Consider the following 24,519-nt stretch of genomic DNA (forward strand, 5'->3'; position numbering starts at 1 on the left):
GCCGGTGCGGCCTCTGCGCGGAGATTCACTCCATGATCGTGGAGATCTGGAACTTGGCACCGAGTGGATCGGCCACCGACGCGAGACGGCCGAAGGGCGTGTCCTCGGGATCGCGCAAGACGCTGCCGCCGAATTCGACGACCTTGGCGACGGCCGCATCGGTGTCGTCCGCCCCGAAGTACACCTGCCAGAACGACGGCACCTCTGCCGGGAGGAACGAGCTGGCATCCATCAAACCGGCGACGACGGTGTCGCCCTGCTTGGCCTGTGAGTACCGGAACTCGTCGCTGTCGCCGATGGACTCGTAAGTCCAGCCGAACACGTCGGTGTAGAACGGCAGGACCGCGGCGTAGTTCTTGGACAAAGTCTCGTGCCACACCGGGGCTCCGGCCTCGCCGACCAGACCGAAGCCGTGGTGCTGATCTGCCTGCCAGATACCGACGACTGCACCGGCAGGATCGCCCACGATCGCCATGCTGCCCTGGGGACCGACCTGCATCGACGGCATCATGATCATTCCGCCCGCGGCTTCGGCCTTGGACGCCGACGTTGCCGCATCAGTCGAGGAGATGTAGGTGGTCCAGACGTTGCCGTACGGGTTTCCCTCCTGCTGAGGTCCGAGCCCGGCGATGGGCTGCCCGTCTTTGCTGAAGATCGCGTAGCCGCCGTACTGCGGGTCGTCGTTTGTGTCAGTCTGCCAACCGAACACGTTGGTGTAGAAGGATTTGGCGACCTCGGTATCGGAGCTGGTGAGGTCGATCCAACAGGGTGTTCCGTCGAGCGCTGTGCGTGCGGGCATCTGAAACTCTCCTTTACCGAAACGGATACACAAGTACGGGTCGCGCAAATGCTTGGCCGAGGAAGGCGCGAATCTCACGCTACGCGCGTACCCCGACACATTCCCAGGGCTCGAGAGCTTTGGAGTATTTGACCGTTCGCGCTTACCGGTGGGCCGGACCTGCCGACGTAGTCGATCGCCGAATCGTCCTTGATACGCCGAAGTTGATGGGGCACTTGCTCGATCGGCGAGGCCGTTCCGCGGGTGTAGTGCCGGTACTTGTCAGCTCGTGATCAGCCCCGTGCGATCGAGCCACGCGAGCGCATGACGTGAAAACTCGTCCGGAATCTCCAACTGAGGGGTGTGGCCGGTATCGCCGAGAATGATGGTGGTCCAGTGTGGATGTGCGGCGGCGGCTGCCCGGGCAGCCTGCGAGGGTCATCAACAGTGACCGTGCTGCCTGCAGGAACTCGGCATCCTGAGTGGGTTCGCCGCGACGAATCGCAGTCAAGGCAGCGCCCGCGTCGAGGACCGCGGGGTCTGCTCGCGTCGGATCGGCAAAACACAATCTGGTCATCTGAGCGGCCAACTGCCGGTCGGACATCTTCCGGCGTCCGAAGCCGAGAACCTGCTCACCGACGTACGGCATCGAGTAGAGCGCGAATTGGGCGGCGACGGTCAGATCGGGAAGTTGGACGGGCAGTGGGAGCGCCGGATCCACCAGCACCAGGCCGGCAACTGATTCGGGATTGGCATGGGTCGAGATTGCCGAGACCATTCCCCCCATCGAATTGCCGAACAGGACGGCAGGTTCACCTACTACTGTCTCGAGAAAGCGATTCAGGAGTGCTGCGTTGGCGTCGACGCCGGTGTGCCGCCCACGGGCAGAGGTGAGTCCGAATCCGGCGAGGTCCAGCGCGTACACACGCGTGCGCGCCGCCAGCGTCGGTGCCACCCGCACCCAGTTCAGGTGCGAGCCGCCCAGACCGTGAACGAGCACGATCGGCGGCGCTCCGCTGGGACCGCCGAAGTCGATCCAGTGAACATCACCGCCGAGGTCGGTGATGTTGCTTGTCCCGCCCCACGGGTGTGTGAGGGTGCTTCCGTCGGCGGGTTCGGCCGAAACAGCGGATTCCATACCTGACAGGATGCACCGAGGCGCGGTTCCAGTCACGCTCTCGTCCCGGTTCGGTATCCGAAACTGTGTCCTCGATCACGGATTATCGGGAAGCTCGGGAAACGGGCAAAACGGAATTTGACTGGTGTCAAGTACTTTTCGCGGTTGTCATCGCTTTCCGACGGCCGTGGTGTGCGTCCGGCGGAGGTCGGTTCGGGCATACTGAAAACCATGTGGTGGATGGTCGGGCTCATTGTTCTGGCCGCGCTGGTTTTGGCATCCGTTCTGGTCGGTTTCGTTTTCCGCCGCCCGATCGCCGAAGCCAAGTCGGCGGTGCTTGCCTTCGACGACGCCAGCTCTCAGCCCCAGCGCGACTGACCACCGTCGAGCGGAATTGTTGCTCCAGTCAGATACGCGGCATCCGGGCCGACCAGGAAAGCCACCGCGGTGCCGATGTCCGTTTCGCAGTCCCCGATCCTCCGTAGCGGAATCCCGGCAACAAAAGCGGCAGCCTCTTCCGGACGCGCATCTGCCCAACGCTGTAGCCCGGGCGAGGATGCATGAGGAGCAACCGCGTTGACTCGGATCCCGTCGACGCCCCATTCGCACGCTGCTGCGCGACTGAGGGCTCGGACGGATTCCTTCACGGCCGCGTATCCGCCGTAGCCGGCGGCGTCCCAACGGACGGCCACGGAACTGACCATGTTGATGATCGCCCCGCCGCCGCGTTCCTTCATGAACGGGTAGCAGGCTTGCATGGTTCGCAGCGTCGCGACGGGACCGGAAGTCAATCCGTCGGCAAGGCGCTCCGGAGTGAGGTCGAGGACGTTGCCGAGCGGGTTGAGGCTGGCGTTGTTGATCAGGATGTCGACGCCGCCGAACAGTTCCACGGTTCGCGCCACGGCAGCGGTGATGGAACCCGCGTCGGCGATATCCACGAGCACCGGTTCGGCACGGCCTCCGCGTTCGGTGATCTCGTTACATGTGACGACGAGTTTCGACTCAGTGCGGCCCGCCACCGCGACGGAAGCACCTTCCTTGGCAAGCGCAAACGCAACACCCTGGCCGACGCCTTGCCCTGCGCCAGTGATCAGGGCCACTTTTCCATCCAACTTGCCCACTGCTGTTCTCCTGCTCGTCATTCAACGGTTCCCGAAGCGTTGTCCGAATCGCGCATTGTTACTCGTGGGTTCCCGCTGGATGAGATGTGAGTTACGTCCCACTCAACGGCACCGCTTCAAATTTCGGCTGTCTTACGTATATTGTGAGCGCCGTTACATACCGGGCGCGCGGACCGCGTACACATTCCATGATGAGGAGCTAGACATGGCATTCACCACTGGCAGCAGCAAGACGGACCTGGCACAGCTCGGCGACTTCCAGAAGATCATTGCAGGCCTGGGCGGCGTTCTCGTCGGCATCGGCGCAGTTGCTGGTCTTCTCGGCGCAATCGGTGGCGCAGGAAGCTCGCAGCCGAAGGCTTGATTGCTTCGCTGAACCGGATTTACGGCCCCCGGCCCGCATTCTGAAGGCATTGCCTTCGTGGATGCGGGCCGGAGGTTTATCTGTACCTGAATACCTGTGTCTTGCAGGCACATTCAATTCTGTGATAGGTCAATTGCCGCCGGAACATCCACACCTTCTTCGTGGACTTGGGGTCCGAAGTTCGGCAGCGGAGTGAAGTCGAGTGCCGCCTCCGAACCGCGGTAATGGCGGAAGTAGAAGAGGGATCGGTCGGGCCGCACCAGGCTGTCCGGTTCGCTTGTCTTCCATCCCCAGTGGACGTCCGCTCGCAGAATCTCCGACAGCCTCACGATGTTCTTGCAGCCGTGGCTCTGTAGCCCAAGGCATTTCAATTCCTCGACGTCTCGCAGTTGCCCGTCGCGCGTCCACCTGGATTCGTAAACCAGAGCATCGAGAACGACGCGGTGCGAACCCGCTTGAGTAACTCCGGCAAGTAGAACCTCCCAGTCCAATCCTGGTGCGTGCTCGAGGTATTCGTCGGCGTCGACGAATGCTGCCCATGCGACGGTGTCGCGGTATCGACTCACGTAATCGACGTACGCCTCTACCTGACCGTGCACGATCCGACCGTCCGCGTCGCGCGGTTGCCAGTCGACGATCGTCACCGGAAGGTCGTGCAGTTCTTTGCGGAATGCGACCTGAACTTCACTGTCCGACATCGATCGGGTGAAGGCGCCGTAAGAGTTGCCTCTCTTGTCCTCGCTGCGGCCGTGCCAACGGTTGAGGCTGAATGCGCTTGTCTTGCGGGTGGACCCGACGGAACCGGTGTTGTCGTAGAGAACAACCTCCCAGCCTTGCTCGATGTGGTGCAGGCACCAGTCTCTGATGAAGGGGAGATGTTCGCGGGGGAGCAGGACCGCAACCACGGCGCGGCGTCCGGTGTCAGAGCTGTTCGGGTGGTTCTTCGGGTCCGTGATCACCCGACACACGATAGTGCTCTGCGTGGAAGCGAGTTACTCGATATTGAACATGGAGATAGGTTGACACATCTATCAATTTGTCTCATAGTCGAGTCATGACAACATCTGTGTCACATTCGCCACGGTTTGTTCCTTCCACCGGGGAGTCCTGGCGTTCGCCCTGGGCCATGTACGACGCATTGCGAGAGAACGACCCGGTGCACAACGTGGTGCCGGAAGCCTCGCCGCAGGACGACTACTGGGTGCTCACCCGTCACGAAGACGTCTACAACGCCGCTCGTGATTACGAGACGTACTCGTCGGCAAAGGGATTGACCACCGTCTATGGTGAGCTCGAGCAGATCGGGATGCAGGACAATCCGCCGTTCGTGATGCAGGATCCGCCCGTGCAGTCGGAGTTCCGGCGCATGGTGTCGAAGGGATTCACTCCGCGTCAGGTCTCGGCGGTCGAGCCGATGGTCCGCGAATTCGTCGTCGAACGTATCGAAGCGTTGAAAGCGCGTGGCAGTGGCGATATCGTCGTCGAGCTCTTCAAGCCGTTGCCGTCGATGGTTGTCGCACACTATCTGGGTGTGCCGGAATCGGACCGTGACCAGTTCGACGGCTGGACCGAGGCCATTGTCGCTGCCAATTCGGCAGGTGGCGTGGCCGCGGCAGCGACGACGGCGCAGGCCGCCACCGGTGAGTTGATGATGTACTTCGCTTCGCTGATCGAACGCCGCAAGGTCGAACCGGGTGACGACACGATTTCGCACCTACTCGCCGCTGGACTCGGTGAAGACGGCGACATGTCCGGCCTGCTGTCGATTCTGGGCTTCGCCTTCACCATGGTGGCCGGTGGAAACGACACCACGACAGGAATGCTGGGTGGTTCGGTGGCGATGCTGACCGAACGCCTCGACCAGCGTCAGATCCTGCTGGACGATCCCGCATTGATCACCGACGCGGTCGACGAGTTGCTTCGACTCACCTCGCCGGTCCAAGGACTGGCACGCACCACGACTCGGGATGTGGCCTTGGGTGGCAAAGTGATTCCAGCAGGACGTAAGGTTCTGCTGATGTACGGTGCGGCCAATCGTGATCCCGAAAAGTACGGACCCGACGCGGCGGAGTTGGACGTCTTGCGTCGACCGCAGAAGATTCTCACCTTCAGTCATGGCGCCCACCACTGTCTGGGGGCGTCGGCAGCTCGGATGCAGGCTCGAGTTGCGTTGGAAGAGTTGCTCTCCCGGATTCCAGATTTCCATATCGACGTCGACGCGATGCAGTACGCGCCGGGCAACTACGTGCGCCGTCCTCTCACAGCGCCCATGTCGGTGACCCGGCGGTGAGCAACGACTGGCTCGGTGAGGGGCGCGCCTTGGCGGCAGCCGAGAAGATCCTCGACAGTGCGGCGCAACTGTTCGTCGAGAAAGGTGTCAACGCCGTCGGTATGGCGGAGATAGCCTCTGCTGCAGGATGTTCCCGGGCCACCCTGTATCGGTACTTCGAGAATCGGCAGGCCCTTCACATTGCATTCGTTCACCGCGAAGCGCGCAGGCTGGGAACTGCGATCGCGGAATCGGTAGCGACCATCGATGATCCGAGCGAGCGTCTCGAAACGGCAATGCTCACCGCAGTCTCCGCGGTGCGCAGCACTCCGACGTTGGCTGCATGGTTCACTCCGGGTGATGCGAGTCTTGCAGGTGAACTTGCCAATTCATCCGACGTCATCAACGGACTGGGCGTCGCGATGCTCGGTGAAATCGGAGCAGGCACAGCGTCACGAGCCCGCTGGATCGTGCGAGTGATCCTCTCGCTGCTCATGGTGCCGGGTGCGGACGAGAACGACGAGCGGACGTTGGTGCGTGAGTTCGTTGCTGCGCTGTTGAACGCTGGACGAACCACGTGATCATCCCTTCCGGGTGATGCGCGAGGACTACGTGGCGATCGAGGATGAACCGGTATCCAGACACAGGACACCGCGAGTTCCCGAGGAGCGTAAGAGAAGATGACTACACCATCCGAACTCGACCCCAAGCCCGCTACCGAAGCGACTCGCCTTGCGAATGCCCAGGTTCTCCGTGATCTTCCGTTCGATGACACATTCGACTTCGAACTGATTTCTCGAGGTCTGGTAGCGCCGCTCATCGACGGCGGGTTGGTCAAGGGTGACAAAGGACAGTTCATCTTCTCCTACGACGCCTACGGGTTCGCCGACGGCGAAGCGCCGGACACCGTCAACCCGAGTCTCTGGCGCCAAGCCACTTTGATGGGAAAAGGCGGCGGGCTCTTCAAGCTTGCCGATCGCCTCTACCAGGTGATCGGCCAGGACTTGTCGAACACGACTATCATCGAGGGCGATACCGGGTTGATCATCGGTGACACCCTGATGTCCGCGGAAACAGCCGCTCTTGCGCTGGAGTTGTACTACCAGCACCGCCCCAAGGTCCCGGTCAAGGCAATTATCTTCACACACTCCCACGGCGACCATTTCGGCGGAGTCAAAGGATTTGTCACCGACGAAGAGATCGAGTCCGGTGCCGTAAAAGTCTATGCACCAGACAGTTTCACGGAGGAAGCGATCTCCGAGAACGTGCTCGCGGAACGGCGATGACGCGTCGCGGAATGTACATGTACGGATCATTCCTGCGTCCAGGCCCGCAGGGGCAGGTTTCCGGTGGTCTCGGACTGTCCACGTCGCACGGCACGTCGACGTTCGCGGTGCCGACCGACGTCATCACCGAACCGGTACACGAAGAAGTCATCGACGGTGTGCGCGTGACGTTCATGCTCGCGCCGGGCACCGAAGCGCCGTCCGAAATGCTGTTCTATCTGCCCGATTTCAAGGCGCTCGGGTCAGCGGAGGACGTCACGCACACGATGCACAACCTGTACACGTTGCGCGGCGCCAAAACTCGCGACGCCAAGGCCTGGTCGCACTACGTTCGTCTGGCGATGGAACTTTTTCCCGACGTCGAAATCATTTTCGCGCAGCATCATTGGCCCACGTGGGGCAACGACAAGATCTTGAAGCTGATGTCGGATCAGGCAGACCTGTACAAGTATCTGCACGATCAGACGTTGCGTCTTGCCAACAAGGGACTGACACCGGTAGAGATTGCCGACCAGATCGAGGTACCCGACGCCATCGGAAAGCAGTGGTACAACCGCGGGTACTACGGCTCGCTCAGTCACAACGTCAAAGCGATCTACACCTTCTATCTCGGTTGGTTCGACGGCGTTCCCGCTCACCTCAATCCTCATCCGCCGCTGGAGAACGCCAAGCGCTACGTCGAAGCCGTCGGCGGACCCGACGCGCTTTTGACCAAGGGCAAGCAGGCGTTCGACGACGGCGACTATCGCTGGGCAGCGGAGCTGGTGAACCATCTGGTGTTCGCCGATCCGAGTAACCAGAAAGCGCGAGAGTTGTTGGCGGACACGTACGAACAACTCGGCTACCAAGCCGAGAACGGTACGTGGCGCAACTTCTACCTGGTCGGAGCGATGGAATTGCGGCATCCGCTGGCACCGATGCCGTCCAACAACCCCACCGGCCCGGCCGTTGTCGCCGTGATGCCGCTCGAGCAGATGCTGGACTTCTGGGCAGTTCGCCTCGACGGTCCCAAAGCTGCCGACGTCGACCTGTCGTTGCGATTCGTGTTGTCGGACACTGCTGACAACGTCCTGGTCACAGTGCGCAACGGCGTGCTGAATTACGACACGGACAAGGCAGATGCTTCGGCCGCCCTGACTCTGACCTTGACCCGTGCCGTGTTCAACGAGGTGTATCTGGGAACGACCTCGCTCACCGAATCCATCAAGGCCGGAACGGCAAAAGCTGTGGGAGATCAGTCTGAACTGGAGACGTTCATCTCGCTGCTGGAGGACTTCGATCTGTGGTTCGACATCGTGACGCCGTGACACGTTGCCATCCGTGATGTGGCACGGGCAGGGGGATCATTCGAAACGGGAAGGATCTCCCGCGCCGACGCGCACGATCTCGGGGGCACCGGACGAATAGTCGACCACCGTGGTGGGCTCGGTGCCGCAGTCACCCGAGTCGATGACGGCGTCGAGTTGGTGGTCGAGTTCTTCCTTGATCTGCCAGCCGTCCGTCATCGGCTCCTCGGCGCCGGGCAGGAGAAGGGTGCTGGAGAGGATCGGTTCACCCAACTCTTGCAAGAGCGCCCGCACTACCGGGTGGCTGGGGATACGCACTCCGACGGTCTTCTTCTTGGCGTGTGCCAGTCGACGCGGAACTTCCTTCGTGGCGGGAAGGATGAACGTGTACTGCCCAGGCGTAGCCGCTTTGACCGCCCGGAACGCCGAGTTGGTGACGTGGACGAAGTGCCCGAGCTGCGCGAAGTCGGCACAGACCAGCGTGAAGTGGTGATCCGACCGCAGGTGACGGATCTCGCGGATCCGATCGGTGCCCGAGTGATTGTCCATTCGGGCACCCAGGGCGTAGCAGGAGTCGGTGGGGTAGGCGATGACCGCGTCGTTGCGCAGCATTTCGACGATCTGGCTGATCGCGCGCGGCTGCGGGTTTTCCGGGTGAACGTCGAAATATCGGGCCATCAACCCAGCTTAGTTCAGCTTGCAGATCACGAATGCCGTTCACCGTTCAGACTGTGGTCGGCGAGCAATCCCGTCAGCTCTTCGGCGTAGGCGAGTTGCTTACGTAAGTGTGTGCAGCTTTCTTCCGCCCGGGTATGGCAGGCGGTGACGAATTCGGTTGCAGCGGTTCGCGTTGACGCGTCCGAAGCTTCGTCGCCGAGCACTGCCAGGGAATTGAGGAGTTGTTTCATTTCTTCGAGACTGAATCCGAGCGGCTTCATTCGTCGGATTACCAGTAGACGTTGGACGTCCGCCTCGGTGTACAAGCGGAATCCTCCGGCGGTCCGCTCCGATGGAGTGACCAGACCGACCTCGTCGTAATGACGGATCGTCTTGATCGACAGTTCGGTGCGGTCGGCAACCTGCCCGATCTGCATGTTCTGTCCCTGGACCGCATGTTCCGGCTCAGACATCACTCCTACTTTCGTCGCGCTGGGCTTCCATACTCTCAGTGACCGTCACCCAGGCGTCCGGACAGGCGCAGATGGCGCTCGGCCGATGCGTCGTCGAGCCCCACGATCTCGACATTCTTGCCTCTGGCCGCGTACTTGGTGGTGATCGCGTCCAGTGTCGCCACGGTCGACGCATCCCAGACATGCGACTCGGACAGATCGATGACAATGTTCTTCGGGTCGTCGACATAGTCGAACTGGTAGATCAGATCGTTGCTGGATGCGAAGAACAGCTCGCCTCGAACCGCATAGACACGGGTGTCCTCGTCCGGATGAGCGACGTCGATCACTTCGGTGAGATGCGCGACGCGGCGGGCGAAGATGACCATCGCGGTGATCACTCCGACGATCACGCCGTAGGCAAGATTGTGGGTCGCGACGGTGACCGCCACGGTGACCAGCATGACCACTGTCTCGCCGATCGGCATGCGGCGCAGGGTCTTCGGATTGATGCTGTGCCAGTCGAAAGTGCCGACCGAGACCATGATCATGACGGCTACCAATGCGGCCATGGGAATCAACGCCACGACATCGCCGAGGCCGACCACGAGTATCAGCAAGAACACGCCGGCCAGGAAGGTCGAGATTCGAGTGCGAGCGCCGGAGACCTTGACGTTGATCATGGTCTGGCCGATCATCGCGCACCCTCCCATGCCTCCGAAGAAGCCGGTGACGATGTTCGCGACGCCTTGGCCCCACCCTTCTCGGGTCTTGTTCGAGTGAGTATCCGTGACGTCGTCGACGAGCTTGGCCGTCATCAACGATTCGAGGAGGCCGACGAGCGCCATGGCCAATGCATACGGAGCAATGATCGACAGTGTGTGCATGTCCAGAGGGACGTCGGGGAACAGTAGCGTCGGCAGGCTCGACGGAAGCTCGCCCTCGTCGCCGACATTGGGGACGTTGAACGCGAAAATGACTGTGGCGCTGGTCAGTAACACGATCGCCACCAGTGGAGCCGGGACCGCGCTGGTCAGTTTCGGCAGGAATACGAGTATCAGGAGGGCGACGGCCAGAAGTGGGTAGACGAGCCACGGAACATCGATCAGGTGGGGGAGTTGGGCAATGAAGATCAAGATGGCCAGTGCATTGACGAATCCCACCATGACGCTGCGCGGGATGAAGCGCATCAGCTTGGCGACGCCGAGGAGGCTCAACACGATCTGGAGCAGGCCGGCCAGAAGGACTGTCGCAATCAGGTAGTCGATTCCGTACTCGCGCGTCAGTGGAGCGACGACCAGTGCGACGGCGCCGGTAGCTGCGGAGATCATTGCGGGTCGTCCGCCGACGACGGCGATGGTCACTGCCATCGTGAACGACGCGAACAGTCCTACCCGCGGATCGACGCCGGCGATGATCGAGAACGAGATCGCCTCGGGAATCAGTGCCAACGCCACGACCAGTCCGGCCAAAACTTCCGTTTTGAGACGGCGGGGTGACCGGAGCGCGGCCCGAACCGAATTGTCGTTGGTGGATGAAGCGATGGTTACTGCCATGAGATTCCGTCCTGACGAGGTTCTCATACTCTACCCTCCCGTAAGGGTAGAGTATGAACGGAGTTCTCACTACGGCGCGGATTTCTGTCGAATTGTGTTTCCCTGCAGTGAATCTCAAATCGCGAGATTGATCGAGAGGGGCAAGGCTCGCGGTGGCGGTCAGATGTGACGACCAGTAACCCTTACCAATTATTTACCTACTGTGTGGTTTTTGTTTATTGAAAACGGGTCAACTCGGGCGTTGGCTCCGTTACAGTTCGGCGGCAAACGTCAATCAGGTTGTTCCGAGAGGACATCATGTCAAAACGCCTACTGAATGCTGCGCTCCTTACCGGTCTCCTTGCCGGTGGAACCGCTGTGGCCGTGATTCCGGCGACCGCGGCGCCCGTTGCAGAAACCACGTCGACAATGTTTCAGGTCACGTGCCGCGCAGTTCCGAGTGCGTTCTCCGGTCCTTCGTCAGACGGAAAGCCTGCTACGGTGCGAGTTTCGGCTCCTTCGGTCGTGGCGCCAGGTCAAGTCTTCGACATCGAGGTGGATCCGGGTAGCGTCCAGATCCCGAACGATGTGAGCGGCGCAAGTGTCAAGAAGATTTCGCGTCTGAAGATCGATCTGCCGATTCCGACCAACGCGGAGTTCGTCTCGGCGACGGTCACCGATCCGGGCAATGTTGTTGCCGGGAAACCTGCTTCGGTGATTCGTGTCAACGAAGACGGCACTCCCGCAGCGGACGGTCCGATACTCCGGTTGTCCGGCGCAAACGAAGCGATCGGCAACAGTCCGTCATCGTCGTCGGGTGCGCACGGCGGGCTTGCGATCAACGCTCAGTCCGGAGCCGAGACCAACATCGTCTTTCCGAAGATCAGAATCACCGTAAAGGCCGGGCCGTCCGGCGCAGTCGAAACCAATGTCCGGACTTCGGGTGCTGCAGGTACTTTCGGCGGGCCGGAGTCGTTTTTGACCTTCCTCCCTCAGGTAAGTCACTGGCTCGCGGGAACCATCTGGGCGCCCACATCCTGTTCTCCTCGCGACGGTGAGACGGGTCCCCTCAACGCCGGTGCCGGCGCATTGGCATCCACGAAAATCGACGGAGACCTCGGACCTGTTGATCCCGAGCCTGGAGCAGACATCGTGACGACGCTCGAAGGACCGACGACGGCCGCTACCGGTACCAAGGTGTCTTTTGCTTCTCACGTCGATCCGGAAAACGCAACGGGAACAGTACAGTTCATGGTCGACGGCAAGCCCGTCGGTGACCCGCGGCCGGTGGTTCGCGGTATTGCCCGCCTGGATCTGACCTTCGGTAAGGCGGGTACCAAGTCCGTGACCGCAGTCTTCACAGCTACCGGCGACGAGGCGAAGTACACGTCGGCGGCACACATGCTCACGGTGACCGGTGATTCAACAGGCCCGGTCGATCCCGACCCGACCGATCCGGGCACTCCGGGTGGTCTCGGCAGCCTCGAGTCCGTTCTGCCGCAGCTGCCCACAGGTTCGCTCGGTGGCAAGTGATCACGGTCCTACTTCACCGAACACTCGATGACCGAGTCTTTTTGAAAGGCAACATATGAACTCCCGTTCTCTGGCTGTTTGCGCAGTCGTACCAGCTGTTGCGGCCGGACTCCTCGCTGTGTCCGCTCCGGTAGCAGCGGCTTCCGATACCGTGACGCGAACAGTTTCCTTCGAACACAAGTGCCGGGTCGACGGCGCCACCGATTGGGATTCGTCGTTCTCCGACAACCTGGAGATCACGGCGCCCACGTCCGTGCGTCCGGGCGAACAGTTCACAGTGAAACTGCATCCGGGCACCATGCGTAGTTCGGATTCGGACACCGGTCGTATCAAGTACGACATCGCACTACCGCAAGGGGCAACCCTGGTTTCGTACTCCCTCGTCGGTGATTCGTCGTCGAACTTGACCGGCGAGACTGCGGTGCTGCTCCGGGTGGGCGCAGACGGAAACGCGAACCCGGCGGGTGAGTACCTGCGAATTACCGGTACCGGCAACAAGACAGTCAACGACGGTCCGAGCGCCAGCGACAACAAGCCAAAGGAAGGGCTGCAAGTCAAGGCCAACACGGACTTTCGTTTGCCGGCAGTTGAATTGAAACTCGAAGCTCGGTCCGACGAGGGAAACGCGACGACGCACCTGCGCGCCGGGGCGACGAGCCCGAGTATCAAGATCAAAGACACGAGCATGAGTTTCGGTGAGTCCCGGTGGGTCAATGCCGCTGGGTATTGTGTTGCTTCGGGCGAGGGACGCAGCGCCCTCTCGACTACCGAGGTATTCACGACCAACCAGACCGAGACAACGGTCGCTGTCGCGCTGGAGGCACTGACGGGCGAAGACGTCAAGATTGCGGCGAGTATCGACCCGAACCCGGGTGGGGGCACGGTCGAGTTCTTCGACGGCGAGACGAAGATCGGTAGCGCCACAGTCGATTCCAATGGCCATGCAGAACTGGTCTGGCCGTTCCGCGACCAGGGCGAGCATCGCATCACCGCAAAGTTCTTGGGTACCAAGAAGTTCAGTTCTTCGGAATCTGCGGACAAGACCGTGACCGTCACCGCGCCCGGCGTCATCGTCGTCGAGCCGGTGGATCCGACGGAACCGGAAACTCCTGGTGGAACCGGAAGCCTCGGCGACCTCTTCTCGAAGCTGCCGACGGGCTCACTCGGAGGCTGAGTCACCCAAACGGCAGGGGAGCGTCGACGTTTCGGTTCGAATACGGTTGTGTGATCGAATACTGGAATGACAGGTTCGAATCATGCCGAGAGCCGCAACGCCGGTGTTCCCTATTTTTCTCAATGGGAGTCTCCGTCACGGAAATCGGGCCAGAACCACAAAAGGTAGCTCACCAAAACTCGTGCCCTTTTACTACCGTTAGTTGAAGAACTGCGCGAACCGCGGGTTCTTACGTCAACAAGCCTTCGAACTCGCCGCTGCGGTTCAGGTATGAACAAGGTAGGGAAAATGCGCAAGGTTAGTTTGCTCGCGTCCGCTGCAGCAGTAGCTGTCGGTGTGGCAATGATCGGGACGTCTGCGGCCTCAGCAGCGCCGGGAACGATTCCCGGTCATGGGCTGTTCGACGTGCCGTGGGAGGTGTTGCCGGGAACCTACACGACGTCTGGACCCGTATCAGCTGATATGCCGTGCATATACGGTCGGGCAAAAGTCGACGGCGACGGTGAATTGAATGTCCTCGAGTTCGAAAGCACCCTCGAACCGGCGACAGTCACCATTCTCTTGACGGATTCTCGCTTCACCACCGCGTATTGCGCTGATTGGAAGAGAGTGTCGTCAGTCGGATCGTTGGATCTGGGATCGCTTTTCGGGTCCTAGACGTCTCCGCTCTATGTCGAGATGGACCTCTGGACGTGACCACGGCCCTCTGCCATCTCGATTTAACGCTCGGCTCGCGGATGCGCTCGTTCGTCTCGAGTTTTCGACCACTCGTCGCAGGAGTCCATGACCAGGGACTTTAGCCCTCAGTAATTACCTACCAATCGGTATATTCTGCGAAGGTACGGACTTCGTGAACCGATGTGAGTTGGCTCCGGGGGACGTGCCGGCCTCGCAGGACCGCCCGCAAAGTCAGCCCGGTGAGGCCACCAGAGTTCGCGCATTTCGACAGATTGCCGCTGGGTCCGTCCGCTACGAGGGGAGCGGACGGACCTGACAGCACGAGAGAGTGCCATGCCTGAACGTGGTCAAAGCAGAGTGGACGCGGGGATCATTGCCGTCGTCGCAGTCATAACCGGTGTGTTCGTCGCACTGACCGGCCACGGTCTGGTTGCAGCGCTGGCCACCGTGTTGGGCCTCGCGCTCGGAATGGCGATTGTGCGGTATCTGATCAAAGGTCGCTGATCAGAGTCCTCTGATCAAATGTCGCTGATCAGAGCCCTCTGATCAAATGTGGCTGATCACCGCAAGAGTTCAGCAGGTCGCGAGAATGTCTGCGATGGTGTCGTGTTCGGCTTGGGTAACCCACAAACCGTATGCCGCTTTTACTTCCACTTGAGCAGTCACGTACTGGCAGCGGTATGCCTTGTTGGGTGGCAGCCACGACGCCGCGTCGGAATCCGACTTCTTCTGGTTGGTGGGCCCGTCGACAGCGCGTAGGTTTCGAGGGTCGTTGGCCAGATTGGTTCGCGTTTGCGTGTCGAGCTGCTGCGCGCCCTTCTGCCAGGCGTCCGAGAGTGCGACAACATGGTCGATCTGGACTGCAGAAGACGTGTCCTGGCCGCGGGTGAAGGCGATGGTCTTGTTCGTGTACGGGTCACGGAGCGTACCGGTTTGGACCGAGCAGCTTTTGGAGCCGTCTTTGAATGTCAGGTCGGTGAGGTCACGCCGCAGGATGTCGTTTCGGGTATCGCAGCCGTTGTGGCCGAACTCGACGGTGACGTCGTCGGTCCAGGCGGTACCGAACAGTGCACGGTCGTATCCGGTCTTGGGTGCGCGTCCCTTGATGGGGATCTGTGCCAGCAGTTCAATTGCGGCGGACGAGGGAGCCGAAGTTCCGGCCGTAACCGTCGTCGTGACGCCGGATCCGATTCCCGAACCGAGAGAAGATGTTTCGGGTGCGTCGGCGTTGGAACTGGCGCAACCTCCCAGCACGATCACGGCAGCAATGCCGATGGTGACGCCGGTGATGCCGCGCCTGTGATGTGCCGTGCGTGCCATGTGTGAGAGTCCATTTCTGCGAGAGATGAACTACAAGTATGTCATTCACGACATTTCGGGCTGAACCGGCACTGTCTGTCAGTCCGGTCGAAGTAGCCATCGCGTCACCGGAACCGACACGAGAACTCGCGGACCTTCACGAGTTTCGTCTGCGGCATCCCAGCCGTCGTACTTCTCGCCGAAAAGTTTCAGGAGATCGCCGAACTCGCCGACGTTGTGATGAATTGTCCCGAACCCCTGTGCGACCCACGGGTCGTGAGAGGATCCGTCGACTGCCAACGAGACCCGAGGATCGTCCAGCAGGTTCCGAACCTTCCGATTCTGCTCGGCGCTCGGTATCCAGAATGTGTTCTGACGCAGTAAGAACCAGACCGGAGTCGTGTGCGGCGAGCCGTCGCTTCGAAGGGTGGTCAACCACACGCAAGGAGTATCCGCGATAGTCACTGTCTCAGTATCGGTGCCGGCGCGACGTTCACCAATCGACGGTGCGGAACGAACAATGCCCGGTCCTCGCCGTTGGCGAGGACCGGGCATTGTCGGGAAGGGAGTGGAAGCGTCAGATTTCGATCTTGGGTGTCTGTTCGCCCAGCTTGTGGCGGGCCAGTGCCAGGTTCGCACGTGCGCGGTCCAAAACCAGGTACACGAACAGCGTTGACAGTCCGGGCGTCTCGAGGACGCGAATGAGGTGGTACTGGTTACTCAGGGTGATCAGAATGTCTTCGAGGGTGTCGGTAATCCCCAAGTTACTCATCGTGCGGAGCTTTGCTCGCACAACCTCGGAGTTGCCGGCGCCGGCGTACTCGAGGCTGAATGACGGGTTGCCGCTCATACCGAGAACCATCCCGCTGTCGGCGTCGACTACGGCTGCACCGCTGGCACCGTCGATGCGCATCAATTCGCCGAGGATCTTGTCGATGTTGCTCATTGCTTCTCCTTGGTAGGGCAGAGTCGCGCGGGGCGACTCCAGGTGATGCTTCGGTGATGAAGTCATCGGTACATTTCGAGGTGGAATCGTTGGTTGCGGTGTCGGGAGTGGGCTGGGCGGCAACTGTTCAGCTTGTGAGATTTGTGGGCTCGTTCCGTTCGGTGCAGATGAGCGGCCATTCGACGACTCGAATTCGTCGATGCGGTCTGCGGGCAGCCAGCCGTCCCCGGGAGGTGCGCTGAGCGGCCATCTCGTATCCGTCTCGAAGTCCGGCACCGGCGTCTGAAGTTGCGGATACACCGGCGCGGTAAGCGGCCGCTTGTACGGAACCGGCTGACCGCCCGCGTCGGAGACGTTCGCGAACCAGGCGGCATACCCGGGGTCGCTGCGATCGAGGTTTTGCCCGCGATCGTCGTCTTCCTCCCGGGAGCCTCGTCGACGAAAAAGTCCCACTCGTTCCAGCCCCTTAAAGACGAACTATTTCCGATCAGAGCGTTCCGGATGAACGCGGCAGACCGGACAATCCCACCCATAGTTACTTTGCAGTTAAGTCACCGTAGCATGGGTTCGCAGACGGGGCATATGGTCCAATCCTGTAGGCGGGCCGACGAGGCAGTCGGATTCGACAGGCTGCCCGGACGATTCTCGCCGGTCGACGATGCCGGTCCGTTCGAGCGCCAGACGCCCTCTGGCATCCTTGAAGGATGAAGAAAACGATCACCGGGTTCATCGGTGCCTGCTCGCTGGTGGCGCTGGTTGCCTGCGGTTCTGACGGAGACAAGCCGACCGAGGTCGGAACACTCACTTCCTCCGTTTCGGCGACCACCACTGCGTCACCGACGACGTCATCCGAGGCTCCGGCGACATCGTCGGAATCGACTACCGAGGCACCGTCGGTCGACGCGAGCGTCCCGGCTGAGGTCCCGTCGGACCCGAATGTGAGTTCGGCACTGCCACGGACCTACGCGCAGGCGTGCTCCGATGTTCTCCGGTACCTCGACGCATACCAGCCGGCAATTGACGAGTCGGGCGAGGAAATGGGCATGACGCGTGAATCATTGGCAAACGACATGCTGACCTCCATCCAGGCTTATCCCGAATGGTCGAGCTTGTCTGCCGACGAGCAGGCTGAGGTCACTCGCGGATTCGCCGCAGCGACCGCGGGAAGTTGCTGACCTACTTTCAGAACAACGATTCCTGAATCGCCACGCCAGGGGACTCGAACTCGCCGACGGTGATGGTTCGACCGACCAGTCCGGACACATCCGCGACGAAGCGTGGCGATTCAGGATCGGGGTCGATCCGCAGCGAGGCGATCGAACCGGCAAGGCCCTCCAAGTACAAGGAATGTTCCCCGGACTCGAAAGTGTGCGGATACGCGATCAACGGTGCCGCATCGAAGACAACGTCGGCGCACGCCGGCGCCGTCCATTCTTCGGGAGCCTCCAGGATCTCGATTCCGTCGATGTCCGATCCGATGTCATTCAGCTCGTCTTTGATCGACGATACGAAGTGGTGCAACGACTTTCGCAGTTTCTCGCGATCCAAGGGTCCTGTCAGCGCTTCGATCTTCCGAGACGTACGTATGGCCTGGCTCAAATGGAAGTGCTCCGAAACTCGGGCTTCGAGGGAACGAATGCTGTAACCGTCCGTCGACCGCGCTACGAACAATGCGCAGACCGCTCCCTGTTCGGCGACTCGCGGATGCTTGCGGAACTCGGCCGCCGTCCCCACCTTCATCTGACCGCCGGCGAAGATGTCGACGTAGAGCCATTGTGGTTGCGTGAGATAGGTGCGCACGTTCGGATGAATGTGCGCGCCGCTGACATGTGCCTGATGAACGGTGGTGAATCCCTCACGATTTCGGCATCGATCGCACTGGCGCCCGGTAACGACCGTGGCCCCGCGGTCACACGGCGAGTGTCCCGGACCTTCGGCGGTGAGATCACGCCACCCGAGGCAACGGCGGCCCTTCGCCTCGTCGACGGAGAATCGCAGAACCGAGTCGTGAGTGAAGAAGGTCGTAGCGGAAGTGGTGTCGTCGACGCATCGGATCCGCGGTGCTGTCGGGTTCGACCATTCGATTCCGCGAACGAGCAGGGTCATTGAAGTGTCGATTCCTTCTGTAGTTCACAGGTCGACACCCATGGTAGTCAGTGCGGATGCGGTTCAGTGCAGTGGTTGCGCCCCACGTTGTCCGAGCATCAGTGTCATCAGCCCGGATTCCTGACTCTGGGAATTGATCATGTCGCGGGCCGACTGTTTCACCGGCCCGCGCTCGAGCAGAGCATCGGCCACCTGTGCCATGGCGATCCCGCCACGGTGGTGGCGTTCCATCAGTTGAAGGAACATAACCTCGGCGTCGAGCCCGCGAGCGGCGCTCAGTTTCTCGAGTTCTTCCGTCGTAGCCATACCCGGCATGGCGTCGGCCTCTGTTTCCGGCGTTGCCGGGTGATGATGAGAGTCGCCAGCGCCGCTCGGTGACGCCTCCATCCACGCCATCGGCGTTCTACTGTTCGGCGGGACACCGGCCAACCTCAGCCAACCGAGCATGACACCGATTTCCGTTCTCTGAACATCGTCGATCTGCTGGGCCAGTCTCGTAACCGCCGGGTCCACATCGGGACTCAGACGCGCGAGAATGAAGAGGGCCTGTTGATGGTGGGCCGCCATGTCATGCACGAATCCGATTTCGGTTTCGCTCAGAACAGCTGTCTGCGTGTGGTTCTCGGGTGCGAACAGCGGACGTAATGCTGCGCCGAGTACGAGCAGCATCAGTGCCGCAGCCACGAGTGCGACGGCCTTGACCGATCGCGGCGCCGTCATGATCCCACGGTCGTCTTCTGGTCAGCGGGTGGTGTGTAGACACCGTTTTCGAGTTGCATGGCAACAAAGCCGTTGTCGGCGCACGTCGCCCACAACGTGGTACCGCGCCATTCGGGTGGGGAGAAGCACCAATCGGTCGAGATATCGCCGAGAGCGACCATGCCCGATCGCGAACTCAGCGCTTGGCCGGGGTCGAACTGGCCTTGCGCGATCGACTGCGCGATTGCCGGCGTGCTGAGAATGGGTACCCCGATGAGCGAGGCGAGAGCGTGCGGCGAGTTGGCGAGTTCGAGATTGTCGCCGGTCCGAGCGGGTGGGTTGAAGTACGCAATTTCGTGGACGTCGAAGGGATCTCGAACATCGAAGACCCGAATCCCGCTCGAGATCCATCCGCATGCCAGCGCCGTCGGGTCGACCGGGCGATCGGCCGAACAGTAGTGAGATTCGTACGCGAACAGCGATCCGCCGGCAGCAGACGCCAGCGCAGCATCTTGATTCTCCGGCAGATTGATCTCGAGCTTCACCGAATTGACGACCGCCGGTTCGTCGTCATTGGAGACGTCGATCAATTTGACTCCGCCGGAACCACCTTCGTCGACGGTGAACAGGTACGGCGAACCGTCGTAGGTGACCGGAATGCTGTGTTGGGTGGCCCAACCGTCGGTCCACGAGAGCTGGGACAGTTGGCGCACCCGAGGATTCGGGACGCGGCGCTGAACCTCACTGATGTCGAGAACATGTATTCCGCCGAGATTGTTCGACAAGTACATGCGATTTCCGTCTGGAGTGATTCCGAAGCCGTGGGTCGACAACCCGATGAGGTCCTGCCAGACGACACGCGGGTTGGCGGGATCGGTGAGATCGACGGCGCTCACCACGCCGGGAGCGGTGCCGGAAGACCAGTAGGTGTTCCCGTCCGGTGAAAATCCACCCTCGTGATTGGTGATGGGCAGCAGCATCCCCAGATCGGTTCCTGGTCCGGGGTTGAGCAGTTTCGGGTGCGCGCAATCGGAGATGTCGTAGACCGACATCAGGCCGACGCCGGTCAAGAGCGGAACGCCCGTGCCCACCAGCAGCTTTCGCGCGGTGTTGACCTTGAGACTCTCCCACGTTCCGGCCAGCATCGCAGGTTCGGTCAGCGTAGCGGTGAGAGCAGGATTGGCAGGATCCGACACGTCGAGAACTTGCACGCCCTGCGCGGGGCCCAGGAGGTTCCCGGGGAAGAAGCTGCCGATGTACGAGCAGTGTTCGAAGTTGGTGGACGTGATCCCGCCGCCGCGACCCGAGTAACCGCCGATCTGAGACATGTTGCAGCTGTAMCCGTCTCGACTGCGTCCGCTGTTTCGGTCCTCGGCCGGAACATCACCCTGCAACCCGGTCTCGGGCATCGAGCCCGGGCCGCATTCGGCGCGGCTTGCAGCGTTGGAAGCGACACCCGGGTTCTCGTGGATCGAGCCCGGGGCAGTGGCGGGCTCAGCAGAAGCGACGCACACGGGAAGGACGGTGATCAAGGTGACGAGCGCGATGGCAGATCTGGTTCTGATGGTCGTGAACGATTTCATCGAGTCCAACTCCCGGTGCGGGATTGCCTTTCGTATCTCACGGGCAGACGTACCTCAAGGACAGGCAGCACGGAGGGCAGGCGCGCGTTCGAGCGCTCACGACGATCGGGTCGGGGTGTGAACCGGTGTCGGGCCGCAACCAACCGGACAATGCTGTCCGGTTGGTATCGTAGTGTGCGTGACATCGTCTGGCCGCGTCAATAGCGGATCTCTCAACAGAGGGCCGAGAGATGCGGCGCGCAATCGTGCGGCGCTCATCTCAGCAGCTCGCGAGGTGTTCGCCACCCAGGGATTTGCTGCTCCGCTCAGCCTGATCGCCCGCACGGCCGGCGTCGGCCAGGGCAGCCTCTACCGGCACTTTCCCACTCGCGAAAGCCTCGCACTCGCGGTGTTCGACGAGAACATCGTCGAGCTGCAAGATCTGGCGGCTGATCCGGATTCGACTCTCGACGATCTTTTTCGTTTGTTGGTCGACCAGATCACTACCTCCATCGTGTTCGTGGAGGTCATCAAGCCGGTCTCCTTCGGCGACTCGCGACTGAATTCGGCCGGCGCCCGTTTGACCGATCTCCTCGAAGGGCGCCTCGACGAGGCGCGTCGAACTGGGAAGATACGAGAGTCCGTGACTGCTGAGGACGTGATCCTGGCGATCGCCATGTTCGCCGCGATCATGGAACGGACTGCCGAGAGCTCGCGGAAAGAAGTCGCGCACTCGGCCTGGAACCTTCTTGTGCAGGGACTGGCCGGGCCGGCAGCGGCGGGCTGAGTCGCGTTCGCCTCGCGTCTCGAGGTGATCGCCTAGGCTCGTGGCATGGCTATTGTCTGGACAGTTCCTCGCGCTATCAGCTCCACCCTGCTCGTTGCTCCGTTGATCAAGGAGTTCCTTGTCGAGGGTGACGGCACCCTCGATGCAAAACTGACTGCGGTCGGTACGGTCTCTGCATCTCTCGAGAAGCAAGTCGGCCGCACGTTCACCTCGATCAGCGCTGCTTCGGCGGCAATCTTTTCCGGTGCTGCCGGTTCTACCAGCGTGCCCGACGCACTCCGTCTGGCCGTGATGCGCACTCTGTCCACCGAGGTGGTCGTCAGGAAGCCGGCTCCGCAGCCGTTCACCGAAAAGGTTGGGAAGAGACTGGGGCAGTACGTCTTTGCCCTGCGTGACCCGCGCAACGATCAGGTGTTCCATGTCGGGCACGGCACGGGAAATCAAGTGTTCGCGCCGGTATTCGAAGCGCTCGGTGAACTTGCGAATCTCGAAGGAGCGGACGGCCCAGCCGAGTCGAATGCTGCTGTGACAGCAGCCAAGATCGCCCGCATCCGTGAAATCTACGATGCGGGTTCGGCGGTGGAGCACTTCGTTCTTCTCCGCTCGGTCGCTGCCGCCACGGATTCGGCCGCCACTACCGACGAGGTCGTCCGCGGCATCGTGGAAGCCTTGCGAATCACCGACGCGGGCGAGGGCCTGACCAACCTCGCGGGCGATACATCGGACAAGGACGCCCGTGCGACCCGCGTCGAGGAACTCGCGTTGCGCTACTCGGCCGATCCCGCGCCGGAACTCCCGACGCCGAGCATCGTCCTCCACGTGCCGGCCTCCGCTCGTCCGGGAGCAACGCCGGAAGAGATCTACGAACTCGCGCGCGCCGAGTGGTCTGCCGGTGCAGCTGTTCGTGCCGAGATCGGAATCCCCGTTCTGGTGTTTGCCGACAGCATCATTCGTGGTGCATTCCGCGCTCAGTCATGGGAGGTGTCCACCCGCAATGCCGACGGAAGCCAACTGTGGCGGTTCAACGGAACCGTCGACGACGAGCTCGCTGCCAAGTACGTCGGAACCGAGGTCACCCCGCACAACGTCGGCCTGAAGAAGTGGCCCGTCAGCGGTTGGGTCACGAGGTTGACTACCGCTCGTCCGGGGGCGGTTTTGCCGGGACCTCGTAAGTCCAAGTAACGCAACAACTTCAGGTAGAAGGCATTGTGGGGGGGGGGGGGGGGGGGGGGGGGGCGTCGTCCACTCGTTGAGTGCGTCGAAGTCACTCAATCGCTGTTGGACCGGTAGATATTGCTCGGCGATGTCCCGTTGGAATGCTGCGAAGATCAATCCCGAGTTCGAGGTCTGCCCGCTCTCGGGTGCGTCGTCGTAGTTGTATGCCCGACGGAAGAACTGCTCCTTCTCATGCGTCTGGTGGGCTCGCGCGATGTGTGATCCTGGCGGGATCACCGGAATGCCGAACTTGTCCGTGAGTGTGAAATCCGCTTCGTCGAATTCGTTGGTTCCGTTGAGCGGAGCGCCATTGGACAACGTGCGCCCCATCGTGAGTTCGCGCCCCGAGCGATCGAGTTCGTCCCAGGTATCCATTTCCATGCGAATGCGTCGTAGTACCAACGAGGTTCCGCCCGCGAGCCACGGTTGACCGGCGCCGTCGTGCCAGATCAGTGAATCGAAATCCACTGTTCCCGGAGCCGGATTGACCGTCCCGTCCACTTGGCCCATGAGATTGCGCATCGTGGTTCCCTCGGGCGTGGTGCCGCGCGCGTTACGGAATCCCTTTTGTGTCCACCGGATTGTCGTCAGTGATCGGACGTTCTTGGTCAGAACTCGCACAGCATGAGCAATGGTCACCGGATCGTCGCCGCAGATCTGCAGCAACAGGTCCGATCCGCCCCATCGATCGTCAAGTCGGTCGATCTCGTAGCTCGGCAACGGCTCGAACCAGTCCGGTTGACGTGCTTGCAATCCCAGCTTGGTGAACAGGCCAGGGCCGTAGCCGACGGTCACCGTCAAGCGGGCCGGATCCACGGCCAGTTCCCGTTCGGTATCGGCCAACGCCGGGTTACCGGCGGTCAGCCGTGACGCATCCTCGGACCACATCTTCATGATCCCGACCACGATTGCTCGATCGGCTCCAGGCAAGAGGTCGAACCCGATGAACGTGCCGTGCGCTTGCGGAGTGGTGGCGATCCCAGCTTGGTGGACGCCGTAGAACGGTTCCACCAGCTTGCCTGCTTGCTGTTCGTGTTCGCTGCGCTCCACCACTGTGGTTGCGCCCCAAGTTATTCCCGCGACGCCGAGCGCGGCGGCACCTCCTCCGAGAAGGCGCCGCCGGCTGAGTGCTCGGCTGGGCGGGTTCGTGTTCTCAGCCACCGTGATTCGGGTCGTAGTTCTCCTGATTACCGGAGAAGTCGCGAATCTGGGCTGTGAACGTGGTGCTGGAACCGTCGTCGTAGATCAATGTGAGGTCGGTTTCTGCGCCTGGGAGCAGCGGCGCGGACAGGTCCATGAACATCAGGTGGTCACCGCCCGGGGTGAGGCTGGCGGACCCGTTGGCAGGGACCAGGAACCCACCGTCCTTGGGGCGCATCGTCATCGTGCCGCCGTCCCCGGTCACGACCTCGTGCAGTTCCAGTCGCGATGACGCGGGACTGGTTGCCGAGACCACGCGTACGTCCTTGTCGCTGGAGTTGACCAGTTCGGCGAACGCCGCACTCATTCCCTCGGGTGCTGCCTTGACCCATTGATCCTGAACTGTGATGGATTGTGCGGCTTCGGTTTCCTTGTCGGAGTTCGAAGAACAGCCGGTCAAGGCGAGAGCTGCGGTCAGTGCAACAGCTGCGAATATCTTTGTTCGAACAGTCATG

Annotated in this window: 26 protein-coding genes and 1 pseudogene; 12 read left to right on the forward strand and 15 right to left on the reverse strand. The window is 61.3% G+C overall.

Going from position 1 to position 24,519, the window contains the following annotated elements; translation table 11 throughout:
- Positions 1–25 precede the first annotated feature (25 nt).
- Positions 26–799 (reverse strand): VOC family protein, encoded by a 774-nt coding sequence (locus tag AC1DWA_RS27895; protein WP_019747156.1) that lies wholly within the window; start codon positions 797–799, stop codon positions 26–28.
- A gap of 142 nt (positions 800–941) precedes the next feature.
- Positions 942–1,916, reverse strand: a complete 975-nt coding sequence (locus tag AC1DWA_RS27900; protein WP_477917345.1) for an alpha/beta hydrolase — start codon at positions 1,914–1,916, stop codon at positions 942–944.
- A 144-nt stretch (positions 1,917–2,060) separates the two neighbouring features.
- Here AC1DWA_RS27900 and AC1DWA_RS27905 point away from each other — a divergent pair, with 144 nt between their 5' ends.
- Positions 2,061–2,273: a hypothetical protein gene (locus tag AC1DWA_RS27905; protein WP_228118235.1), complete on the forward strand. Its 213-nt coding sequence runs from the start codon at positions 2,061–2,063 to the stop codon at positions 2,271–2,273.
- Here the strand turns inward: AC1DWA_RS27905 and AC1DWA_RS27910 are convergent.
- Positions 2,255–3,016 carry an SDR family NAD(P)-dependent oxidoreductase gene (locus AC1DWA_RS27910; RefSeq protein WP_020723638.1) on the reverse strand — a complete coding sequence of 254 codons (762 nt, stop codon included), beginning with the start codon at positions 3,014–3,016 and terminating at the stop codon, positions 2,255–2,257. The two genes, AC1DWA_RS27905 and AC1DWA_RS27910, sit on opposite strands and share 19 nt — an antisense overlap.
- Positions 3,017–3,221: 205 nt before the next feature.
- Between AC1DWA_RS27910 and AC1DWA_RS27915 the strand changes: the two genes are divergently transcribed.
- Entirely contained in the window at positions 3,222–3,380 is a 159-nt protein-coding gene (locus AC1DWA_RS27915) for a hypothetical protein (RefSeq protein WP_019747160.1), read from the forward strand.
- A 113-nt stretch (positions 3,381–3,493) separates the two neighbouring features.
- On the opposite strand, the gene AC1DWA_RS27920 is transcribed toward AC1DWA_RS27915, so the two are convergent.
- Positions 3,494–4,339, reverse strand: a complete 846-nt coding sequence (locus AC1DWA_RS27920) for a glycosyltransferase family 92 protein (protein ID WP_428691342.1) — start codon at positions 4,337–4,339, stop codon at positions 3,494–3,496.
- Between the two features lie 95 nt (positions 4,340–4,434).
- Between AC1DWA_RS27920 and AC1DWA_RS27925 the strand changes: the two genes are divergently transcribed.
- The 4 genes from AC1DWA_RS27925 to AC1DWA_RS27940 all read left to right on the forward strand — a co-directional run bounded on the left by AC1DWA_RS27925 (position 4,435) and on the right by AC1DWA_RS27940 (position 8,242).
- The gene (locus AC1DWA_RS27925; protein ID WP_477846286.1) at positions 4,435–5,670 is read left to right on the forward strand and encodes a cytochrome P450; all 1,236 of its coding nucleotides are present in this window, start codon (positions 4,435–4,437) and stop codon (positions 5,668–5,670) included.
- Positions 5,667–6,230 (forward strand): TetR/AcrR family transcriptional regulator, encoded by a 564-nt coding sequence (locus AC1DWA_RS27930; RefSeq protein ID WP_019747163.1) that lies wholly within the window; start codon positions 5,667–5,669, stop codon positions 6,228–6,230. The genes AC1DWA_RS27925 and AC1DWA_RS27930 overlap by 4 nt, the downstream gene beginning before the upstream one ends.
- A 99-nt stretch (positions 6,231–6,329) precedes the next feature.
- Positions 6,330–6,935, forward strand: coding sequence for an MBL fold metallo-hydrolase (locus AC1DWA_RS27935; RefSeq protein ID WP_477846285.1), 606 nt, complete (start codon positions 6,330–6,332; stop codon positions 6,933–6,935).
- Complete coding sequence (locus AC1DWA_RS27940) at positions 6,932–8,242, forward strand: alkyl/aryl-sulfatase (protein WP_477846284.1); 1,311 nt, start codon at positions 6,932–6,934, stop codon at positions 8,240–8,242. Before AC1DWA_RS27935 ends, AC1DWA_RS27940 begins: the two co-directional genes overlap by 4 nt.
- Before the next feature lie 36 nt (positions 8,243–8,278).
- Here the strand turns inward: AC1DWA_RS27940 and AC1DWA_RS27945 are convergent, their stop codons facing one another.
- Genes AC1DWA_RS27945 through AC1DWA_RS27955 form a run of 3 tightly spaced genes read right to left on the reverse strand, consistent with a single transcriptional unit; the run spans position 8,279 to position 10,886 of the window.
- Complete coding sequence (locus AC1DWA_RS27945; RefSeq protein WP_019747165.1) at positions 8,279–8,899, reverse strand: L-threonylcarbamoyladenylate synthase; 621 nt, start codon at positions 8,897–8,899, stop codon at positions 8,279–8,281.
- Between the two features lie 26 nt (positions 8,900–8,925).
- Complete coding sequence (locus tag AC1DWA_RS27950; protein WP_153213237.1) at positions 8,926–9,351, reverse strand: MerR family transcriptional regulator; 426 nt, start codon at positions 9,349–9,351, stop codon at positions 8,926–8,928.
- Positions 9,352–9,386: 35 nt separating this feature from the next.
- Positions 9,387–10,886 carry a SulP family inorganic anion transporter gene (locus tag AC1DWA_RS27955; protein WP_024487547.1) on the reverse strand — a complete coding sequence of 500 codons (1,500 nt, stop codon included), beginning with the start codon at positions 10,884–10,886 and terminating at the stop codon, positions 9,387–9,389.
- Between the two features lie 297 nt (positions 10,887–11,183).
- On the opposite strand from AC1DWA_RS27955, the gene AC1DWA_RS27960 reads away from it, so the two are divergent.
- The 4 genes from AC1DWA_RS27960 (at position 11,184) to AC1DWA_RS27975 (ending at position 14,754) form a co-directional block, all read left to right on the forward strand.
- Positions 11,184–12,398 (forward strand): Ig-like domain-containing protein, encoded by a 1,215-nt coding sequence (locus tag AC1DWA_RS27960; RefSeq protein WP_477846283.1) that lies wholly within the window; start codon positions 11,184–11,186, stop codon positions 12,396–12,398.
- Positions 12,399–12,453: 55 nt separating this feature from the next.
- Positions 12,454–13,572 (forward strand): Ig-like domain-containing protein, encoded by a 1,119-nt coding sequence (locus tag AC1DWA_RS27965; protein WP_477846282.1) that lies wholly within the window; start codon positions 12,454–12,456, stop codon positions 13,570–13,572.
- A 288-nt stretch (positions 13,573–13,860) separates the two neighbouring features.
- Positions 13,861–14,229, forward strand: coding sequence for a hypothetical protein (locus AC1DWA_RS27970; RefSeq protein WP_029537646.1), 369 nt, complete (start codon positions 13,861–13,863; stop codon positions 14,227–14,229).
- A gap of 354 nt (positions 14,230–14,583) precedes the next feature.
- On the forward strand, positions 14,584–14,754 hold the full coding sequence (locus AC1DWA_RS27975) for a hypothetical protein (protein ID WP_020906453.1): 171 nt from the start codon (positions 14,584–14,586) through the stop codon (positions 14,752–14,754).
- 72 nt (positions 14,755–14,826) lie between these two features.
- Here AC1DWA_RS27975 and AC1DWA_RS27980 read toward each other — a convergent pair.
- The 3 genes and pseudogenes from AC1DWA_RS27980 to AC1DWA_RS27990 form a co-directional block, all read right to left on the reverse strand.
- Positions 14,827–15,570 (reverse strand): annotated as a pseudogene (locus tag AC1DWA_RS27980) (HNH endonuclease family protein); the annotation flags it as partial.
- A 78-nt stretch (positions 15,571–15,648) separates the two neighbouring features.
- Positions 15,649–16,104, reverse strand: a complete 456-nt coding sequence (locus AC1DWA_RS27985) for a pyridoxamine 5'-phosphate oxidase family protein (RefSeq protein WP_081098319.1) — start codon at positions 16,102–16,104, stop codon at positions 15,649–15,651.
- 22 nt (positions 16,105–16,126) lie between these two features.
- Entirely contained in the window at positions 16,127–16,948 is an 822-nt protein-coding gene (locus AC1DWA_RS27990) for a roadblock/LC7 domain-containing protein (protein WP_021343090.1), read from the reverse strand.
- 251 nt (positions 16,949–17,199) lie between these two features.
- Here AC1DWA_RS27990 and AC1DWA_RS27995 point away from each other — a divergent pair, with 251 nt between their 5' ends.
- Entirely contained in the window at positions 17,200–17,670 is a 471-nt protein-coding gene (locus AC1DWA_RS27995; RefSeq protein WP_019747175.1) for a hypothetical protein, read from the forward strand.
- A gap of 7 nt (positions 17,671–17,677) precedes the next feature.
- Here the strand turns inward: AC1DWA_RS27995 and AC1DWA_RS28000 are convergent, their stop codons facing one another.
- The 3 genes from AC1DWA_RS28000 to AC1DWA_RS28010 all read right to left on the reverse strand — a co-directional run bounded on the left by AC1DWA_RS28000 (position 17,678) and on the right by AC1DWA_RS28010 (position 20,883).
- Entirely contained in the window at positions 17,678–18,601 is a 924-nt protein-coding gene (locus AC1DWA_RS28000) for a DUF2797 domain-containing protein (RefSeq protein WP_046378043.1), read from the reverse strand.
- 63 nt (positions 18,602–18,664) lie between these two features.
- Positions 18,665–19,321: a DUF305 domain-containing protein gene (locus AC1DWA_RS28005; protein WP_060938319.1), complete on the reverse strand. Its 657-nt coding sequence runs from the start codon at positions 19,319–19,321 to the stop codon at positions 18,665–18,667.
- Positions 19,318–20,883 (reverse strand): LVIVD repeat-containing protein, encoded by a 1,566-nt coding sequence (locus tag AC1DWA_RS28010; protein WP_020968633.1) that lies wholly within the window; start codon positions 20,881–20,883, stop codon positions 19,318–19,320. The genes AC1DWA_RS28005 and AC1DWA_RS28010 overlap by 4 nt, the downstream gene beginning before the upstream one ends.
- A gap of 178 nt (positions 20,884–21,061) precedes the next feature.
- Between AC1DWA_RS28010 and AC1DWA_RS28015 the strand changes: the two genes are divergently transcribed.
- Complete coding sequence (locus AC1DWA_RS28015; protein WP_225320295.1) at positions 21,062–21,649, forward strand: TetR/AcrR family transcriptional regulator; 588 nt, start codon at positions 21,062–21,064, stop codon at positions 21,647–21,649.
- 972 nt (positions 21,650–22,621) lie between these two features.
- Here AC1DWA_RS28015 and AC1DWA_RS28020 read toward each other — a convergent pair.
- Positions 22,622–24,025, reverse strand: a complete 1,404-nt coding sequence (locus AC1DWA_RS28020) for a Dyp-type peroxidase (RefSeq protein WP_477917348.1) — start codon at positions 24,023–24,025, stop codon at positions 22,622–22,624.
- Entirely contained in the window at positions 24,018–24,518 is a 501-nt protein-coding gene (locus AC1DWA_RS28025) for a copper chaperone PCu(A)C (RefSeq protein ID WP_019747182.1), read from the reverse strand. Before AC1DWA_RS28025 ends, AC1DWA_RS28020 begins: the two co-directional genes overlap by 8 nt.
- Position 24,519: the final 1 nt, after the last annotated feature.

It is taken from the genome of Rhodococcus sp. P4_F3_2 (assembly GCF_056401335.1).

What these genes read in the sequence shown, in the direction of transcription:
- AC1DWA_RS28005 (WP_060938319.1), bottom strand. Translation starts at nt 19,321, where the DNA reads ATGACGGCGCCGCGATCGGTCAAGGCCGTCGCACTCGTGGCTGCGGCA.
- AC1DWA_RS27940 (WP_477846284.1), top strand. Translation starts at nt 6,932, where the DNA reads ATGACGCGTCGCGGAATGTACATGTACGGATCATTCCTGCGTCCAGGC.
- AC1DWA_RS27975 (WP_020906453.1), top strand. Translation starts at nt 14,584, where the DNA reads ATGCCTGAACGTGGTCAAAGCAGAGTGGACGCGGGGATCATTGCCGTC.
- AC1DWA_RS27995 (WP_019747175.1), top strand. Translation starts at nt 17,200, where the DNA reads ATGAAGAAAACGATCACCGGGTTCATCGGTGCCTGCTCGCTGGTGGCG.
- AC1DWA_RS27965 (WP_477846282.1), top strand. Translation starts at nt 12,454, where the DNA reads ATGAACTCCCGTTCTCTGGCTGTTTGCGCAGTCGTACCAGCTGTTGCG.
- AC1DWA_RS27950 (WP_153213237.1), bottom strand. Translation starts at nt 9,351, where the DNA reads ATGTCTGAGCCGGAACATGCGGTCCAGGGACAGAACATGCAGATCGGG.
- AC1DWA_RS27960 (WP_477846283.1), top strand. Translation starts at nt 11,184, where the DNA reads ATGTCAAAACGCCTACTGAATGCTGCGCTCCTTACCGGTCTCCTTGCC.
- AC1DWA_RS27900 (WP_477917345.1), bottom strand. Translation starts at nt 1,916, where the DNA reads ATGGAATCCGCTGTTTCGGCCGAACCCGCCGACGGAAGCACCCTCACA.
- AC1DWA_RS27895 (WP_019747156.1), bottom strand. Translation starts at nt 799, where the DNA reads ATGCCCGCACGCACAGCGCTCGACGGAACACCCTGTTGGATCGACCTC.
- AC1DWA_RS27985 (WP_081098319.1), bottom strand. Translation starts at nt 16,104, where the DNA reads ATGCCCGGTCCTCGCCAACGGCGAGGACCGGGCATTGTTCGTTCCGCA.
- AC1DWA_RS28025 (WP_019747182.1), bottom strand. Translation starts at nt 24,518, where the DNA reads ATGACTGTTCGAACAAAGATATTCGCAGCTGTTGCACTGACCGCAGCT.
- AC1DWA_RS27945 (WP_019747165.1), bottom strand. Translation starts at nt 8,899, where the DNA reads ATGGCCCGATATTTCGACGTTCACCCGGAAAACCCGCAGCCGCGCGCG.
- AC1DWA_RS27915 (WP_019747160.1), top strand. Translation starts at nt 3,222, where the DNA reads ATGGCATTCACCACTGGCAGCAGCAAGACGGACCTGGCACAGCTCGGC.
- AC1DWA_RS27955 (WP_024487547.1), bottom strand. Translation starts at nt 10,886, where the DNA reads ATGGCAGTAACCATCGCTTCATCCACCAACGACAATTCGGTTCGGGCC.
- AC1DWA_RS27970 (WP_029537646.1), top strand. Translation starts at nt 13,861, where the DNA reads ATGCGCAAGGTTAGTTTGCTCGCGTCCGCTGCAGCAGTAGCTGTCGGT.
- AC1DWA_RS27935 (WP_477846285.1), top strand. Translation starts at nt 6,330, where the DNA reads ATGACTACACCATCCGAACTCGACCCCAAGCCCGCTACCGAAGCGACT.
- AC1DWA_RS28000 (WP_046378043.1), bottom strand. Translation starts at nt 18,601, where the DNA reads ATGACCCTGCTCGTTCGCGGAATCGAATGGTCGAACCCGACAGCACCG.
- AC1DWA_RS27925 (WP_477846286.1), top strand. Translation starts at nt 4,435, where the DNA reads ATGACAACATCTGTGTCACATTCGCCACGGTTTGTTCCTTCCACCGGG.